This is a genomic window from Vibrio sp. Of7-15 (assembly GCF_022347565.1).
GTDB lineage: Bacteria > Pseudomonadota > Gammaproteobacteria > Enterobacterales > Vibrionaceae > NORP241.
Window position 1 is genome coordinate 98,106 of the sequence record NZ_JAKRGH010000002.1, and the last position, 16,073, is coordinate 114,178.

Below are 16,073 nucleotides of genomic sequence, written 5' to 3' on the forward strand. Positions count from 1 at the left end.
GATATTAATTTGAATATCTACGAAGCAAACGTTTGCTTGTGGTGGCTTTGAAATTGCCTAGTAGAAATAAACTTAAGAAATGAATAGGATAGGAGCAGTAAGTCGTTTTAAAAAGCATCAGAGTGTTTTTTTTTTAAACGGTTGAACGTGTTTTTATTAAATAAGCCGATAAAATCATTGACCTGAAATATTCTGCTCTTATAATCCTCTCCCTGTAGCGCGCCCTTAGCTCAGCTGGATAGAGCACGTCCCTTCTAAGGATGTGGTCGTAGGTTCGAATCCTACAGGGCGTGCCATTATTTAGAAGGCGAAGTAGCTTAAAAAGTTACTTCGCCTTTGTCGTTTTTTCTCTTCCTGTGATGCAACCCTAAACCACATCGCTTATTTTCTTTTGCAGAGTTCATGTTAGTTAAATGCCTGTTGAATTACTTCTGAGTCTCTATTTCTTCACATTACCAGCTTTAAAGGCATGAAACCGTAGTTGGGATTGAAGCAAGATAGTTAGACTGATTTTTATGGGGCAATAAAGAAGGGCAAGTGGAAAATAAGTCATTAGAGTGGCGATTATGCTCTTATAATCGCCATGGGTTGTATATCAGAGCTGATTACTCATTAAAAGTAATTATAGCGTCAGTAAGTAATTAACCAGTTGGTTGTATTCATCATAACTTTTGATGTTGTTTGGCTTTACGATGTATTTGTTGTTTACCAGTACACCAGGGACGCCAGTAAGTGTGCTAGCCTCAAATTGTTTATCAAAACGTTTCTGCATTGAGCTGACTGTAAATCCTTGGTAGGCCGCATCAAACTTCTTAGCGTCTACGCCATGATCGATAAAGAGTTGGCGTAGCGCAGCTTCATCTTTGGGAGCTTGGCCCAATTGGTGAATTTGGTTAAACATTGCTGGCACCATTTTTTCTTCCACATCTAGTGCTACCATTGTCGCGTAAGATTTAGCCATTGGAACCGCCATGTTGTTGCCCATAAAAGCAACATGTACTTTTTCAAAGCGGGCCTCTTTTGGAAGTGATGGTTTTAGGTTCTCAACAACCGCTTCAAACTTATAGCAATGTGGGCAATAGAAAGAGAAGAATTCCGTTACTGTTGGCTTAGTTGCTTTTGCTACATCAAGTACTTGGTAGTGCTTCCCTTTTTCGAATTGAGTTGCCTGAACAGATAAGCTGATCATTAACGTTGTAAAAAGTGCAAATAGCTTTTTCATAATTAAATAATTTCCATAATGTAAAATGTATTACTGGGCTGCGCCTACCTTCATTAGTAAACACATGATTAAGAGTGTTGAGTTGGAAATTATAAAATAGGGGGGCGATAGAGCGTCTGAGCTCTAACAATCGGTTGTTGTATGCTATCCGGCTGAATTAATGCTAGGGTGTGCGGTTGCAGAGCAAGTTCTACAAAAGGTTTGTAAGTTGGTATCTTAAGTAGGCAAAGTGAGCTACAGCAATGGTGATTGGAGTTGTCACTGGATATAAGCTGCTGTTCAGGGCAGTTTGACTCAATATTGAGGGGGTGATGTTGTTCAGTTGTATGCTCAAGAGTAGACAAAGTCGCACCGTTTGTTTGAGCACTAACGATAAAGCTCGTTAATAGCATGGCAAACAGAGTGATGATCGTTATCCAAATTTTTTGAATTCGATTTGGCATGTTTAGGACTTTGTTTTTAGTGAGTGGCCATGATACATCAATTTTATTTTCGAATTAGCATTATCTACACTGAATTTGCCCCAAATTTCTTGGGGATACCGTAATCAGGGTGGATGAAGCGTAAGATTTAAACATCATACCGAGATTGAAATGGTAGCGGTATGGCTAAGAAACCGACCTTAAGTTACTAATGTAAAAGTGGGTGCTGACTGCCTGTAATATTATTCCGTCTTGAAAAGTATTGCTGATTGTATTGGAAGGTCAATGATTGGCTTTTTAGTAATATGGTCTGACAAGTGCATTACTTTCCTCTTATCACTGTTTACTTATAGCATTTCAGTGGTTTATGTTTTCACTGGTTTGATAAAGATCACACTCTATTTATTCCTATTAAAAAAAATAAGAAAAGATGGGCTTTCCGCTTGAAAATCGACTTTTCATCCCCAACTTTACTGGAAAGCTATGTTTAATAGGGCTCAACTCGACACGGGCAACCCATGCCGCTACAATGTCGCGTCTTAAATAGCCCTTGGGCTAAATAGATATGTTTTTGATTAAAATATGACTATTAGCCTGCTCTTATTAAGATAAGGGCATTTATTGCCGATGTGTATTTAGTTACATGTTATGAATTACAGACGTTACGGTTTTACCGTAGCAAAAAAGGATGCGGTCAATCTATATTGGCAACGCAACTCAGGAATCCTGAGTAAGTTTTGAGGTTTAAAATAATGCAAGTTACCGTTGAAACCAAAGAAGGCCTAGAGCGTCTTCTAAACATCACTGTTCCAGCTGCAAACATCGAAGATGCAGTAACAGCTGAGCTACGCAACATCGCTAAAAACCGTCGTTTTGATGGCTTCCGTAAAGGCAAAGTGCCTATGAAGATGGTTGCTAAGATGTACGGTAAGTCAGTACGTCAAGACGTAATGGGCGAAGTAATGCAGCGCCACTTCATCGAAGCTATCGTTAAAGAAAAGATTAACCCAGCAGGTGCACCTACTTTTGCTCCAGTAGAAGTAGAAGAAGGTAAAGACCTAGTTTTCACTGCTACTTTTGAAGTTTACCCAGAAGTAGAACTACAAGGCCTAGACAAAGTTGTTGTTGAAAAGCCAGCTGTAGAAGTTAAAGACGAAGACGTAACTGAAATGGTTGAAACTCTTCGTAAGCAACAAGCTGAGTGGGTTGAAGTTGAAGGTGAAGCTGCTGAAGGCACACGTGCAACTATCGATTTCACAGGTTCTATCGACGGTGAAGAATTCGAAGGCGGTAAAGCAGAAGCTTTCCCTCTAGAGATGGGCCAAGGTCGTATGATCCCTGGTTTTGAAGACGGCGTTGCTGGTAAAAAAGCGGGTGATGAGTTCTCTATCGAAGTAACTTTCCCTGAAGATTACCACGCTGAAAACCTAAAAGGTAAAGCAGCGACATTCGCTATTAAACTTCACAAAGTTGAAGCTCGTGAGCTTCCAGAACTTACTGAAGAGTTCGTATCTCGTTTCGGCGTAGCTGACGGTTCTGTTGACGGTCTTAAAGCTGAAGTTCGTAAGAACATGGAGCGTGAGCTTAAGCAAGCTGTTAAAGGTCGCATTAAAGAGCAAGTACTTAACGGTCTTGTTGAGCAAAACGACATCGACGTACCAGCTGCACTTATCGATCAAGAAATTGGTGCTCTACGTCAACAAGCTGCACAACGTTTCGGTGGCGATGTTAAGAACGCTCCTGAACTACCACGTGAGCTGTTCGAAGAGCAAGCTAAGCGTCGCGTAGTTGTTGGCCTTCTTCTTGGTGAAGTAATCAAGTCTGAAGAGCTAAAAGCTGATGATGAGAAAGTGAAAGCACTAATTACTGAAATGGCTTCTGCTTACGAAGATCCATCAGAAGTAATTTCTTACTACGAGCAAAACGAGCAACTAATGAGCAACATGCGTAACGTTGCTCTAGAAGAGCAAGCTCTAGATGCTCTACTTGCAAAAGCACAAGTTTCTGATAAAGAAGTTAGCTTCACTGAGCTAATGAATCAGCAACAACCTGCATAATTGCAATTTTATCGAGTAGATAGTTGACTTCGTTTCAATTGATCTGCTAACAATGGTCCGTATGAAGTGTTTCATTCGGACCATTTATTTTAGGGATATAACGTTATGAGCTACCAAGAAAAAAATGCAATGTCTCCAATCGTAGACGCGCTGGTTCCAATGGTAGTCGAGCAGACTTCTCGTGGTGAGCGCTCTTACGATATCTATTCCCGCTTGTTGAAAGAACGCGTTATCTTTTTAACAGGGCAAGTTGAAGATCACATGGCAAACCTTGTGGTTGCTCAACTTCTTTTTCTTGAATCTGAGAATCCAGATAAAGACATCTTCCTTTACATTAACTCTCCAGGTGGTTCAGTAACTGCTGGTATGTCTATTTACGACACGATGCAGTTCATTAAACCAAATGTAAGTACCGTGTGCATGGGACAAGCTTGTTCTATGGGGGCTTTCTTACTGGCGGGTGGTGAAAAAGGTAAGCGTTACTGTCTGCCTAATTCTCGAGTGATGATTCACCAACCACTTGGTGGTTTCCAAGGCCAAGCCTCGGATATTCAAATTCACGCTCAAGAAATTCTATCTATTAAAAATAAGCTAAACACATTACTTGCTGATCATACTGGCCAGCCACTTGAAGTTATTGAACGTGATACTGATCGTGATAACTTTATGTCTGCCGATGATGCTGTAGAGTATGGTTTGGTTGATGCTGTTTTGAACAAACGCGACTAAATTAGTTTGCTGCTTAAGGCGGCAAATTTGATTTAATTGTTATAAACTCAAAACAAAGATTATAGGCAATAGCTAAAGAGGTTAGCGAATGACAGATAAGCGAAAAGAGGGAAGCAGCGGTAAGTTGCTTTATTGCTCTTTCTGCGGCAAGAGCCAACACGAAGTTCGCAAGCTGATTGCTGGTCCATCTGTTTATATTTGTGATGAGTGTGTTGATCTTTGCAACGATATCATCCGTGAAGAAATAAAAGATGTACTGCCTAAACGAGATAGTAGCGAGCTACCTGTACCTCGTGAAATTCGTGAACACCTTGATGACTACGTTATTGGGCAAGATCACGCCAAGAAAGTTTTGGCGGTAGCGGTATATAACCACTACAAACGTCTTCGCAATGGCGATACTAACAGCGATGGTGTTGAGTTAGGTAAAAGCAACATCTTGTTAATTGGCCCAACAGGTAGTGGTAAAACACTACTGGCAGAAACGTTAGCGCGTTTTCTTGATGTTCCATTCACTATGGCGGATGCCACAACATTAACCGAGGCTGGTTATGTTGGTGAAGACGTTGAAAACATCATCCAGAAGCTTCTGCAAAAATGTGACTACGATGTCGCAAAGGCAGAGCGCGGTATCGTTTACATTGATGAGATCGATAAAATCTCTCGTAAATCAGATAATCCATCGATCACTCGAGATGTATCTGGCGAAGGGGTTCAGCAAGCACTCTTGAAGTTAATTGAGGGTACTGTGGCATCGGTTCCGCCACAAGGTGGCCGTAAGCATCCACAACAAGAGTTCTTACAAGTAGACACTTCTAAGATCTTATTCATCTGTGGTGGTGCATTTGCCGGTCTAGACAAAGTTGTGGACCAACGTGTCGCAACGGGTACTGGAATTGGCTTTGGTGCTGATGTTCGTTCTAAGAATGAAACAACAACCCTGAGTGATCTTTTCAAGAAAGTTGAGCCTGAAGATCTGGTTAAATACGGTTTAATCCCTGAGTTTATTGGTCGTTTACCAGTAACTACTACTCTGGGTGAGCTTGATGAAGACGCATTAGTTCAAATTCTATGTGAACCTAAAAATGCACTTACCAAGCAATACGGCGCGTTATTTGATCTAGAAGGCGCAGAGCTTGAATTCCGTGATGATGCACTTACGGCTATTGCGAAAAAAGCAATGGAGCGTAAAACGGGTGCTCGTGGCCTGCGTTCTATTCTAGAAGGCGTACTGCTTAATACAATGTATGAGCTTCCGTCAGCTGAGAACGTAAGTAAAGTTGTTATTGATGAGTCAGTAATTAATGGTGAATCTGAGCCATTATTGATTTATGAAAATAACGATAATCAAGCAGCAGGTGCTGAATAGATTGTAATTTAACCAATCTAGCGGAAATAAAAGGGGGCTTTCGCCTCCTTTTTCATTTATTGTTCGTTATGTCGTTGAATCTTACCACTAAGCCCCCATATACTCAGAAAGAGCCCCGAACGGAAGAGAGAATAATATGAACCTGGAGCGTTCCGAACGCATCGAGATTCCGGTTCTGCCGCTGCGTGATGTTGTGGTATATCCGCATATGGTAATCCCACTTTTTGTGGGCCGGGATAAATCTATTCGTTGCTTAGAAGCTGCGATGGATGCTAACAAGCAGATTTTACTAGTAGCCCAAAAAGAAGCGGCTACCGATGAGCCAGAAATTGATGACTTATACGATGTAGGTACCATTGCCTCCATTTTGCAGTTATTAAAATTGCCAGATGGTACTGTAAAAGTATTGGTTGAAGGTCAACAACGAGCTCAAATTAATCACTTCATTGAAGGCGATTTCTTTTCAGCAGAAGCTGAATATTTGATCACGCCTGAAATTGATGAGCGCGAACAAGAAGTGGTTGTTCGTACTGCAATTAATCAGTTCGAAGGCTTTATAAAGCTTAACAAAAAGATCCCGCCAGAAGTTCTGACTTCTTTAAATGGTATTGAAGAGGCAGCACGCCTTGCCGACACCATTGCTGCTCATATGCCATTAAAGCTTGCTGATAAACAGCAGGTACTTGAGATTGTAGATGTGAATGAGCGTCTAGAATTCTTAATGGGTATGATGGAATCTGAAATCGATTTGCTTCAAGTTGAAAAGCGCATTCGCGGTCGCGTTAAGAAGCAAATGGAAAAGAGTCAGCGTGAGTACTACCTGAATGAGCAAATGAAAGCCATTCAGAAAGAGTTGGGTGAACTTGATGATGCTCCTGATGAATTTGAAGCTCTGAAGCTGAAAATCGAAGAAGCAAAAATGTCTGCTGAAGCAAAAGAGAAAGCAGAGCAAGAACTTCAAAAGCTGAAAATGATGTCTCCGATGTCAGCTGAAGCGACGGTAGTTCGCAGTTACATCGACTGGATGATCAGTGTTCCTTGGTTTAAACGCTCTAAAGTTAAGAAAAACTTAGCGAAGGCTGAAGAAGTTCTAGATCAAGACCATTATGGCTTAGAGCGCGTTAAAGAGCGTATTTTAGAGTATTTAGCGGTTCAAAACCGAGTAAATAAACTAAAAGGTCCAATCCTATGTTTGGTTGGTCCTCCAGGTGTAGGTAAAACATCTTTAGGTCAGTCAATTGCACGAGCAACTGGGCGTAAATACACGCGTATGGCTCTTGGTGGCGTGCGTGATGAAGCAGAAATTCGTGGTCACCGTCGTACTTACATTGGATCTTTGCCTGGTAAGCTAGTTCAGAAGATGGCAAAAGTTGAGGTGAAAAACCCGCTATTCCTTCTTGATGAAATCGATAAAATGTCTTCAGATATGCGCGGTGACCCGGCATCGGCTCTGCTTGAGGTTCTTGATCCAGAGCAGAACAATGCATTTAGTGATCACTACTTAGAAGTAGATTACGATTTGTCTGATGTTATGTTTGTTGCGACATCTAATTCAATGAACATTCCAGGTCCGTTATTGGATCGTATGGAAGTGATTCGTCTATCGGGCTATACCGAAGATGAAAAACTGAACATTGCGAAGCGCCACCTGCTGACGAAGCAGATTAAGCGTAATGGCTTAAAAGACAATGAAATTGAGATCGATGATTCCGCAATTATCGGTATCATTCGTTACTACACTCGTGAAGCTGGTGTGCGTAGTTTAGAGCGCGAGATCTCCAAACTGTGTCGTAAAGCTGTGAAGAATATCCTGTTAGATAAAGAGCTGAAGACAGTCGTTATCAATCAAGAAAACTTAAAAGAGTTCCTTGGTGTTCAGCGTTTTGACTACGGTAAGGCAGATGACAGTAATCGAATTGGCCAGGTGACGGGTCTTGCTTGGACTGAGGTTGGCGGTGATTTGCTGACTATCGAAACAGAAGCGATGGTAGGTAAAGGTAAACTTGCTTACACTGGCTCTTTGGGCGATGTGATGCAAGAGTCTATTCAGGCTGCGATGACGGTTGTACGTTCTCGTGCTGAGAAATTGGGTATTAACTCTGACTTTTACGAGAAACGTGATATTCACGTGCATGTCCCTGAAGGAGCAACACCAAAAGATGGTCCAAGTGCAGGTATTGCTATGTGTACGGCATTAGTATCAAGCTTAACCGGTAACCCTGTACGTGCCGATGTTGCAATGACTGGTGAGATCACATTACGTGGTGAAGTTCTGCCTATTGGCGGTTTGAAAGAAAAGCTGCTAGCAGCTCATCGTGGCGGTATTAAGACTGTTTTAATTCCGAAAGAGAACGAACGTGATCTGGAAGAAATCCCTGCGAATGTTATTGCTGACCTAGTGGTGCGTCCGGTTCAGTGGATCGATGAAGTTCTTACTATTGCTTTACAAGATAACCCACTAGGGGTTGAATTGGTTACTTCTGAAAAGAGTGACGTGCAGCAAAAATAATGGACTTAAAACGTTGGCAAGTATGAAAAGGCTTGTCAGCGTTTTTTTACGCAGCTAACTTAACCAACCAGTTACAAAGCCTTTGTTAGCAAGGGTTGTTAGATACGTTAACAGGTCTTAAATACGGATTTATTTTCTGTCTACATAAATAGGTAGGCAGGTGCATAAGGGGAAGAAGAGTGAACAAGTCACAATTAGTCGATAAAATTGCAGATAATGCAGATATTTCTAAAGCTTCAGCTGGACGTGCTCTTGATGCATTCATTGAAGCTGTTTCAGATACCCTAAAAGAGGGCGATCAGGTTGCATTAGTTGGTTTTGGTACTTTTAGTGTTCGTGAGCGTGCAGCACGTACTGGCCGTAACCCTAAAACTGGTGATGAAATCCAAATTGCGGCAGCAAAAGTACCTGGCTTTAAAGCAGGTAAAGCTCTTAAAGATGCGTGTAACTAATCTGAACCTATTTGGGTTTGAAAAGTCTACAAAAGTTGACGTAAGACTAGTAAAATAGTCTAGATGAGTATTAGCGCATCGTTATGGATGCGCTTTTTTATTTTTAGTGATATCGGGTTTTTTGTGAGCTCTTTATTTTAAGCTCTATAGGTATTGCTCGTTAGAGCCATAGCCCACTTCAATATTTTTAGGAGAGACGACACATTATGATGGATCGAATACGCGAAGGTACGAATGGCCTCGCAGTTAAGATTATTCTCAGCCTAATTATCTTTTCGTTTGTTTTTGCTGGTGTCGGTAGCTACCTTGTGGGTGGTACTCAATCTATAGCGGCTAAAGTAGGTGATAGAGAGATTAGTCGTAACGAATTTGAGCAAGTGTATCAAAATGAACGTAATCGTATGCAATCACAGCTAGGGGAGTACTTCTCTACGTTACTAGGTGATCCGCAATACGTGCAGCAGCTTCGTCAAAATATCCTTGATCGTATGGTTAACGATGTTTTACTTGAACAGCGTGCAAGCACACTTGGCCTGCGTATTAGTGATGAGCAAATACGCCAAACTATCGTTACTATGCCTAGCTTCCAAAATAATGGGGCATTTGATAAAGATGTCTACGCGGCTGCCTTGCGTCGTGCTGGTTATACACCAGACAGTTTTGCAGAGTACTTACGTCAAGACATGACACGTACACAGCTAATTAGCGCACTACAAAGCAGCGATTTTGCATTACCAAGTGAAATCGCATTGCAAGGTGAGCTAGAGACTCAGCAGCGCGAAATTCGCACGATTACTCTTGATGTAGCGAAGTTTGCTGAGAATGCAGACATCAGTGAGCAAGATATTCAAGCTTATTATGATGAAAACCAAGAGCAGTTCATGCGCCCTGAGCAAGTGAAAGTGGCTTACATTGAATTGTCTGGTAACACATTAAAATCTCAAGTTAAAGTGACTGATGCAGAAGCAGACGACTATTACTTAGAGAGCTTAGATAAATACTCAACAGCTGAGAAGCGTAAAGTAAGCCATATTATGGTGGAAGGTGATGACGAAGCTCGTGCGCAATCATTACTGGATCGTGTAAACGCAGGTGAAGATTTTGCTGCTGTTGCAAAAGACAGCTCAGACGATACGTTCAGTGCGCAAGATGGTGGTGCTTTAGATTGGTTTGAGCGTGGTGTGATGGATCCAGCTTTTGAAGATGCTGCTTATGATCTTGCGGCGGCTGGTGATGTTTCAGGTCTTGTTAAGTCTGAGTTTGGTTATCACATCATTAAGCTTGATGACATTGAAAAACCAACGACTAAGCCATTTTCTGAAGTGAAAGCGGAAATCATCGCCCAACTTCAAGACGAAAAAGCGGTGGATCGTTTCTACGAGTTGCAAACAACATTAGCGGAAGTTGCTTTTGAAATGCCTGATTCATTAGATGATGCGGCTCTAGCGATTGATGCGACAGTTTCTAAAACTGAGTTCTTTGCTCGTGGTGGTGCTCCTGAAGTGCTTTCTGCTCCAGCAGTTCAACAGGCTATCTTTAGCCCTGAAGTTCGTGAAGATGGTTTGAATTCAGAGGTTATTGAAATCGCGCCTGAGCACGTTATTGTCGTTCGTGTAGAAGAGTTCCGTGATGAAACCATTCTTCCTTTAGAGGAAGTAAATGGTGATGTTCAGGCTCGTCTTGCCCAATCAAAAGGTGAGCAAGCCGCTCTTACTCTATCTCAAGCAGCATTAAGTGCACTTAACTCAGGTTCTGGCGAAGCGTTCTTGAAGGATAATGAGCTTGCATTTGGCGAATCAGAAGTGATTAACCGTCGTGCACCTTTGGCCAATGATGTATTCCGCTTCGTGAAGCCTGAACAAGGTCAGCCTGTTTACGGTCAGGCTAAAGATTACGCGGGTAATATTGTGCTAGTGTCACTAGATAAAGTGATCACAGAAGCTGATGAAGCAGCGCAAGAGCAAGTTGCGGCGAGCTTAGTTCGTACACAAACTCAGCTTGAGCTGTCAGCGACACTCGAAGTGCTTCGTAGTGATGAAACTATTAGCTTTCCACTTTTGGAAGAAGCAGTAAACTAACTGTAATTAACAAGTTAGTCAGATAGGCCGCCTAGTGCGGCCTGTCGTTTTTCTAGAGCAAACATAAAAAAGACAGTACCTTTCCTTAGCTGAAATTATTAGCCTATCTATATGTTTTATATATTAAAGGAATGCTTATGCACTTAAGGAAAACTGTTGTTACACTATTTTGCTCTCTCTTTTTTATGCTCATTTCCGTACCTGTTCATGCAGAGGCAAGCGCAGAGAAAGTTACCAAAGCGGATAAATATGAAGGGATAGAGGTTGTTGTTAATATTAATAAAGCAGGGGTAGAGGAACTCGATACCTTATTGGTTGGTATTGGCCCGAGTAAGGCGTTAGCGATTGTTGAATATAGAGAGCTGCACGGGCCATTTTCTCAATTGGATGATATTGTAAAAGTGAAAGGCATTGGTCCTGCATTTATTGAAAAAAACAAAGAAAGAATTTTGTTTTAATGAAAACCCCTTTTTTTGTATGTGATCGCCTTTTCAAGCAGTAGGGCGATTACTCCTCCTATCACACCTGCCAAGTGAGCCTCGACAGCAACACGAGCCTCAATTAACTCTGCGGAACTCGCTGCCCCGCCATATATTTGCTCTAGTACAACTTTCACTGACACTCCCATTAATAATAACCAGCCACTTTTGGTTCCTGATTGAATGTCTTTGACAGAGCCCCATAAGAAGAGGCCATGGAGTACACCAGATAACCCTGCATAGGCATTGATTTCTGTAAATTGGATACAGATTCCGATGAAAGCAGAAAGAAAACAAGTCAGCTTTAATAACTTCTTTCCTGTTAGGTGTTTTGAATGTATTTGGCATATGAGCAGTAAAACGACACTGTTCATTAAGTAATGGGACATATTGGTGTGTGTCAGGTTTCCTGTTAGTATTCGCCACCATTGCCCCTGCTCAATGAGCGTTCTTTGCCATAACAAAGTATCATGAACTTGTGGGAGTTGGGCAACAGCCATTAAGCTGATGAAAGCAATCAATATTCGTAACAAGAAGGTAACCTCATGGGGCGCTATTGCGATAGGTGTGAGAAGGCACTAAAAGCATGTATTTGTGCTTGGATTAAACCGCTTAAAAGCAGCACAGAACTTATTATCTTACAGCACCCAACGGAGGTGAGAAGGCCAATAGGAACAGCGCGAATTTTAACATTAAGTCTGGGTAATAGTCGCCGTTTTGTTGGAGAAGACTTTTCGGAACACCCTGAACTCAATACTTTGTTGTATGAAGACGGGTATCTTACATGCCTTGTTTACCCAGGTGAGCACAGTGTCGGCTTTTCTGGTATTAAGCAGGCGGCGAGCGACAAAAAGATTCGTGTCATTTTACTTGATGGCACATGGCGTAAAGCTTATAAAATGTGGCAAGTATCGAAAAACTTACATGCTTTACCCATGGTGCACTTAGATCCAGAGTTATTCGGGGACTATAAAATTAGAAAGGCACCAAAAGATAATGGCTTATCAACGGTGGAGGCTGGTTATCATTCCCTATGTGCGTTAGAGCCTGAACAAACTGAGTATTTTCAACCATTACTGGAAGCCTTTAATCACATGATTGAGTTTCAGATTAAACAAATGCCAGCGGGAGTCTTTGAAAAAAATTACTCTCGCTAGCAGAATGCAAGTTGACTAGTTAACACCAACTAACCCAAGTGATGATTCAGTTCCAGGGGAGAAAAGCTGAGCATATAAGCGTTGGGCGTAGCCATCTGTCATTGATGAAATGTAATCGGCAATGATTCTGTGCCCATTTCCCTCTTGTTCGCACATTGTGAGCCAAGTTTGTCGGCTTTCCTCTGGTAGTAATCGTTCAGGATCAGCACTGAATGCATCAAACAACTCCATGATAAGCTGCTGGCCTTTGTATTCCAGTAGTTGTACTTCCGGGATTTGCACTACATAGGTACTGACAAAACGTTTTAGTGTTTCTAGCGCATAAGCCATAGGGGCACTTAACATGGCATTCCAGTACAGTAGCGGGGACTCAAAGGGTATTTCACTTTCATGCGTGGTTTTTTGAATACTTATTTCAGTCAGAAGCGCATTGACGATTGCGCCGATGGCGTCTTTTCGCTGATGATGAAGCCCAGAAAATAGTTTGTCACTTATTTCATGAATGTGAGTTTCAAACCAGTTATCTCCACAGTCAGCAAGTTTACTGGCAACCGCTTCTTGCCACTGGTTTCGGGTCACAATGCCCATCACGATAGCGTCCTCTAAATCATGCACACCATAGGCGATGTCATCGGCCAGCTCCATAATGGAACAATCGAAAGACTTAAAGCGTGTTTTGGCGTGCAGAAACGGATCTTTGGCTTGGTAGCGCATGGTGCCTAAAAGGGTTTGGTCGGAAGTCGATAGAGGCTCGGTGATCCAAGTTAAAATATCACTGTCTTGTTGATAGACCCCTTTAGCAGGGTGCCAATCTTTGGCTTTTAAATGACGATAGTTAGTGACATCAGGCGCTCTTTGTTCTGCGTGGGTTTGCGAAATAAACGCCGGGTATTTGAGTAACCCTAGTAAGGTTCGCCTAGCGAGATTCATACCATAATCTAGTGTGTAGGGTTCTAGTTTGCTGACGATACGTAAGGTTTGGGCATTTCCTTCAAAGCCACCATGATCTCGCATCATGTAGTTGAGGGCGACTTCACCACCGTGACCAAAAGGTGGGTGACCGATGTCATGAGCTAAACATAAGCTCTCCATTAAGCTAGTTGAAGGAAACAAAGCTTGAAATTCAGGCTGACGGATCTTGAGCTGAGCGACGATTCCCGTACCTAGTTGTGATGCTTCAAGGGAATGAGTTAAGCGAGTTCGATAAAAGTCATTTAATCCCGCACCTAGTACTTGGGTTTTGGCTTGTAGGCGACGAAAGGCCGCAGAATGTAAAATACGTGCGCGATCACGCTGAAAGACACTGCGGTGATCATTACGACGCAGCTTTTTTTCATTATCAATTCGCTGTTCCCAGACCGTATTTAATGTGGATAAATCCATGTTTTCAAGTGTCTGCATGTTATTGGGCATTAACTAATTTCATCCAAAGTTAAGCTAAAACTGTTGGCAAATGTTGCCAAAAAATAATCCATTTCTGGGCTTTTTCTTTGCTCTAGAGTTCGCTCTAAACGTGCTTTTGCTTGTTCAAACTCATGATTACCTGCGGAAAGCTCTTCTAAACATTTTAAGTAAGCACACAGACTATCGGCCTGTTTTACGATGGCCTGATCTTCAGGAGCAATTTTTTCACTGACTAATAGGCATTGATAATCGTCTTGAAATTCTTCTGGCAGCATGGAAAGCAGCTTTTTCTCGGCGGCTAACTCTATTTTTTTATATTCCTTGGCAATATCAGGATTGAAGTATTTTATGGGGGTAGGCAGGTCTCCGGTGAGAACTTCGCTGGTATCGTGGAACATACCCAGTAGCGCAATTCGTTCTGGATTAAGGTTACCTGAAAACTTTTTATTTTTGATCAGTGCCAATGCATGAGCAACAAAGGCTACCTGTAGGCTGTGCTCAGAAATGTTCTCAGTAGATATACTTCTCATTAAAGGCCAGCGTTGAATGAGCCTCATTCTGGCTAAATGGGCAAAAAAGTGGCTTTGCTGCATTGGTTGCCTCTTAGATTGAAATGAATCTTATCTATTTAAGATAACACAGGAATAATAGAAATTTAGGTTAAATCAAAAGGATTCTAGGAAGGAAGGGCTTGGCGAGAAAACGTTAAGGCTCTGAATGAGAGCCTTAACGTTGAACTGTTATTGTCGGTAACTATGTAGGAAGTGTTCGAGACGTCCAATAGCCATTTCTAAATCATCTACGCGAGGTAGAGTCACAATACGGAAGTGATCGGGTTTTGGCCAGTTAAAGCCTGTACCTTGTACTAATAGCACTTTCTCTTGGATTAAAAAGTCGAGTACCATTTTTTGATCGTCTTTAATGTTATACATTTTTTGATCAATCTTAGGGAATAAGTACATGGCGCCTTTGGGCTTCACACACGTGATACCAGGGATCTGAGTGATGAGATCATATGCTTTATCACGTTGTTCTAATAAGCGCCCACCGGGTAAAATCAATTCATTGATACTTTGATAGCCACCAAGCGCAGTTTGAATCGCGTGCTGCATAGGGACATTTGCGCACAGCCGCATTGAGGCCAGCATTTCTAAACCGTCAATGTAGCCTTTTGCCACATGTTTCGGACCAGATAGGAACATCCAGCCACCACGGAATCCACATACACGATACGCTTTCGATAGGCCATTAAAGGTAACGGTAAGTACGTCATCGGATAGGGTTGCAATGGAGGTGTGAGTGGCACCGTCGTAAAGGACTTTGTCGTAAATCTCATCAGCAAAAATAATCAATTTATGCTGGCGTGCAATCTCAACGATTTCGAGTAGGAAATCTCGGCTATATACCGCACCTGTTGGATTGTTTGGATTGATTAAAACAATTCCCTTAGTTTGCGGTGTGATTTTTCGCTTAATATCGTCAAGATCTGGGTACCAGTCTGACTCTTCATCACAGATGTAATGGACAGGGTTACCACCAGAAAGCGACACTGCGGCCGTCCATAATGGGTAGTCAGGTGCCGGGACGAGCATTTCATCACCATTGTTTAGCAACGCTTGCATCGCCATTACTATCAGCTCTGATGCGCCATTACCGATATAAACATCTTCCACTTCAAGATCGAGCAAACCGCGTTTTTGGTAATGCTGAACGACGGCTTTACGTGCCGAGTAAATGCCTTTTGAATCACAATAGCCTTGAGATGTTGGTAAGTTTCGGATCACATCAACGAGGATTTCATCAGGGGCGTCGAAGCCAAATGGGGCGGGGTTACCAATATTCAGCTTTAGAATTTTATGCCCCTCTTCTTCGAGACGCTTAGCATGTTTGAGTACTGGACCGCGAATATCGTAGCAGACACTATTGAGTTTTGATGACATCCCAATATTATGCATTTATTTTACCTGATGTAATTAGAGTGATTACCTCCAAATTACACTATTTAGAACCTTGTGAGAACGGATTTTCAGGAATAAATCATGAAAAATCACTGATGGTGAAATTTAATCCTAAAATCAGAATAAATCCTTGTTGCACATGATTTTCGTATTTTTTTCCTCAGAAATCGTATTTTCTTGGTGGAAATTGATAAGAAACAAAGCAGGTATCCTTTTAGCGTGAATAATGAAGGCAAG

General features: G+C 41.9%; 14 protein-coding genes and 1 tRNA gene. 9 read left to right on the forward strand and 6 right to left on the reverse strand.

The window, feature by feature from the left end:
• Window positions 1-219 precede the first annotated feature (219 nt).
• Window positions 220-296: transfer RNA gene (locus MHO82_RS03000), tRNA-Arg, on the forward strand.
• Window positions 297-622: 326 nt separating this feature from the next.
• On the opposite strand, the gene MHO82_RS03005 is transcribed toward MHO82_RS03000, so the two are convergent.
• Window positions 623-1,222 carry a thiol:disulfide interchange protein DsbA/DsbL gene (locus MHO82_RS03005; RefSeq protein ID WP_239182371.1) on the reverse strand — a complete coding sequence of 200 codons (600 nt, stop codon included), beginning with the start codon at window positions 1,220-1,222 and terminating at the stop codon, window positions 623-625.
• Window positions 1,223-1,311: 89 nt separating this feature from the next.
• The gene (locus MHO82_RS03010) at window positions 1,312-1,665 is read right to left on the reverse strand and encodes a hypothetical protein (RefSeq protein WP_239182372.1); all 354 of its coding nucleotides are present in this window, start codon (window positions 1,663-1,665) and stop codon (window positions 1,312-1,314) included.
• 731 nt (window positions 1,666-2,396) lie between these two features.
• Between MHO82_RS03010 and tig the strand changes: the two genes are divergently transcribed.
• The 7 genes from tig to MHO82_RS03045 all read left to right on the forward strand — a co-directional run bounded on the left by tig (window position 2,397) and on the right by MHO82_RS03045 (window position 11,296).
• Window positions 2,397-3,701: a trigger factor gene (tig, locus tag MHO82_RS03015; RefSeq protein WP_239182373.1), complete on the forward strand. Its 1,305-nt coding sequence runs from the start codon at window positions 2,397-2,399 to the stop codon at window positions 3,699-3,701.
• 105 nt (window positions 3,702-3,806) lie between these two features.
• On the forward strand, window positions 3,807-4,430 hold the full coding sequence (gene clpP, locus MHO82_RS03020; protein WP_239182374.1) for an ATP-dependent Clp endopeptidase proteolytic subunit ClpP: 624 nt from the start codon (window positions 3,807-3,809) through the stop codon (window positions 4,428-4,430).
• 88 nt (window positions 4,431-4,518) lie between these two features.
• Window positions 4,519-5,799 (forward strand): ATP-dependent protease ATP-binding subunit ClpX, encoded by a 1,281-nt coding sequence (clpX, locus tag MHO82_RS03025; protein WP_239182375.1) that lies wholly within the window; start codon window positions 4,519-4,521, stop codon window positions 5,797-5,799.
• 136 nt (window positions 5,800-5,935) lie between these two features.
• Window positions 5,936-8,308 (forward strand): endopeptidase La, encoded by a 2,373-nt coding sequence (gene lon, locus MHO82_RS03030; protein WP_239182376.1) that lies wholly within the window; start codon window positions 5,936-5,938, stop codon window positions 8,306-8,308.
• 164 nt (window positions 8,309-8,472) lie between these two features.
• Window positions 8,473-8,760 (forward strand): nucleoid-associated protein HU-beta, encoded by a 288-nt coding sequence (gene hupB, locus MHO82_RS03035; protein ID WP_343299945.1) that lies wholly within the window; start codon window positions 8,473-8,475, stop codon window positions 8,758-8,760.
• Window positions 8,761-8,966: 206 nt separating this feature from the next.
• A complete protein-coding gene (ppiD, locus tag MHO82_RS03040) occupies window positions 8,967-10,838 on the forward strand; it encodes a peptidylprolyl isomerase (protein WP_239182378.1) in 1,872 nt (623 codons plus the stop codon).
• Window positions 10,839-10,975: 137 nt separating this feature from the next.
• Complete coding sequence (locus MHO82_RS03045) at window positions 10,976-11,296, forward strand: ComEA family DNA-binding protein (protein WP_239182379.1); 321 nt, start codon at window positions 10,976-10,978, stop codon at window positions 11,294-11,296.
• Here the strand turns inward: MHO82_RS03045 and rrtA are convergent.
• Window positions 11,293-11,850, reverse strand: a complete 558-nt coding sequence (gene rrtA, locus MHO82_RS03050; protein ID WP_239182380.1) for a rhombosortase — start codon at window positions 11,848-11,850, stop codon at window positions 11,293-11,295. The genes MHO82_RS03045 and rrtA overlap by 4 nt on opposite strands.
• A 12-nt stretch (window positions 11,851-11,862) precedes the next feature.
• Between rrtA and MHO82_RS03055 the strand changes: the two genes are divergently transcribed.
• On the forward strand, window positions 11,863-12,474 hold the full coding sequence (locus tag MHO82_RS03055) for a DTW domain-containing protein (RefSeq protein WP_239182381.1): 612 nt from the start codon (window positions 11,863-11,865) through the stop codon (window positions 12,472-12,474).
• Window positions 12,475-12,489: 15 nt separating this feature from the next.
• Here the strand turns inward: MHO82_RS03055 and MHO82_RS03060 are convergent, their stop codons facing one another.
• The 3 genes from MHO82_RS03060 to MHO82_RS03070 form a co-directional block, all read right to left on the reverse strand.
• Complete coding sequence (locus MHO82_RS03060) at window positions 12,490-13,857, reverse strand: anti-phage deoxyguanosine triphosphatase (RefSeq protein ID WP_239182692.1); 1,368 nt, start codon at window positions 13,855-13,857, stop codon at window positions 12,490-12,492.
• Window positions 13,858-13,886: 29 nt separating this feature from the next.
• On the reverse strand, window positions 13,887-14,471 hold the full coding sequence (yfbR, locus tag MHO82_RS03065) for a 5'-deoxynucleotidase (protein WP_239182382.1): 585 nt from the start codon (window positions 14,469-14,471) through the stop codon (window positions 13,887-13,889).
• A gap of 147 nt (window positions 14,472-14,618) precedes the next feature.
• Complete coding sequence (locus tag MHO82_RS03070) at window positions 14,619-15,833, reverse strand: pyridoxal phosphate-dependent aminotransferase (protein WP_239182383.1); 1,215 nt, start codon at window positions 15,831-15,833, stop codon at window positions 14,619-14,621.
• Window positions 15,834-16,073 lie beyond the last annotated feature (240 nt).

Excerpts from the sequence above, each read along its gene's own strand:
- tig (WP_239182373.1), top strand. The coding sequence starts at position 2,397 with ATGCAAGTTACCGTTGAAACCAAAGAAGGCCTAGAGCGTCTTCTAAAC.
- MHO82_RS03005 (WP_239182371.1), bottom strand. The coding sequence starts at position 1,222 with ATGAAAAAGCTATTTGCACTTTTTACAACGTTAATGATCAGCTTATCT.
- MHO82_RS03060 (WP_239182692.1), bottom strand. The coding sequence starts at position 13,857 with ATGGATTTATCCACATTAAATACGGTCTGGGAACAGCGAATTGATAAT.
- MHO82_RS03045 (WP_239182379.1), top strand. The coding sequence starts at position 10,976 with ATGCACTTAAGGAAAACTGTTGTTACACTATTTTGCTCTCTCTTTTTT.
- MHO82_RS03010 (WP_239182372.1), bottom strand. The coding sequence starts at position 1,665 with ATGCCAAATCGAATTCAAAAAATTTGGATAACGATCATCACTCTGTTT.
- ppiD (WP_239182378.1), top strand. The coding sequence starts at position 8,967 with ATGATGGATCGAATACGCGAAGGTACGAATGGCCTCGCAGTTAAGATT.
- clpX (WP_239182375.1), top strand. The coding sequence starts at position 4,519 with ATGACAGATAAGCGAAAAGAGGGAAGCAGCGGTAAGTTGCTTTATTGC.
- clpP (WP_239182374.1), top strand. The coding sequence starts at position 3,807 with ATGAGCTACCAAGAAAAAAATGCAATGTCTCCAATCGTAGACGCGCTG.
- lon (WP_239182376.1), top strand. The coding sequence starts at position 5,936 with ATGAACCTGGAGCGTTCCGAACGCATCGAGATTCCGGTTCTGCCGCTG.
- yfbR (WP_239182382.1), bottom strand. The coding sequence starts at position 14,471 with ATGCAGCAAAGCCACTTTTTTGCCCATTTAGCCAGAATGAGGCTCATT.
- MHO82_RS03070 (WP_239182383.1), bottom strand. The coding sequence starts at position 15,833 with ATGCATAATATTGGGATGTCATCAAAACTCAATAGTGTCTGCTACGAT.
- MHO82_RS03055 (WP_239182381.1), top strand. The coding sequence starts at position 11,863 with ATGGGGCGCTATTGCGATAGGTGTGAGAAGGCACTAAAAGCATGTATT.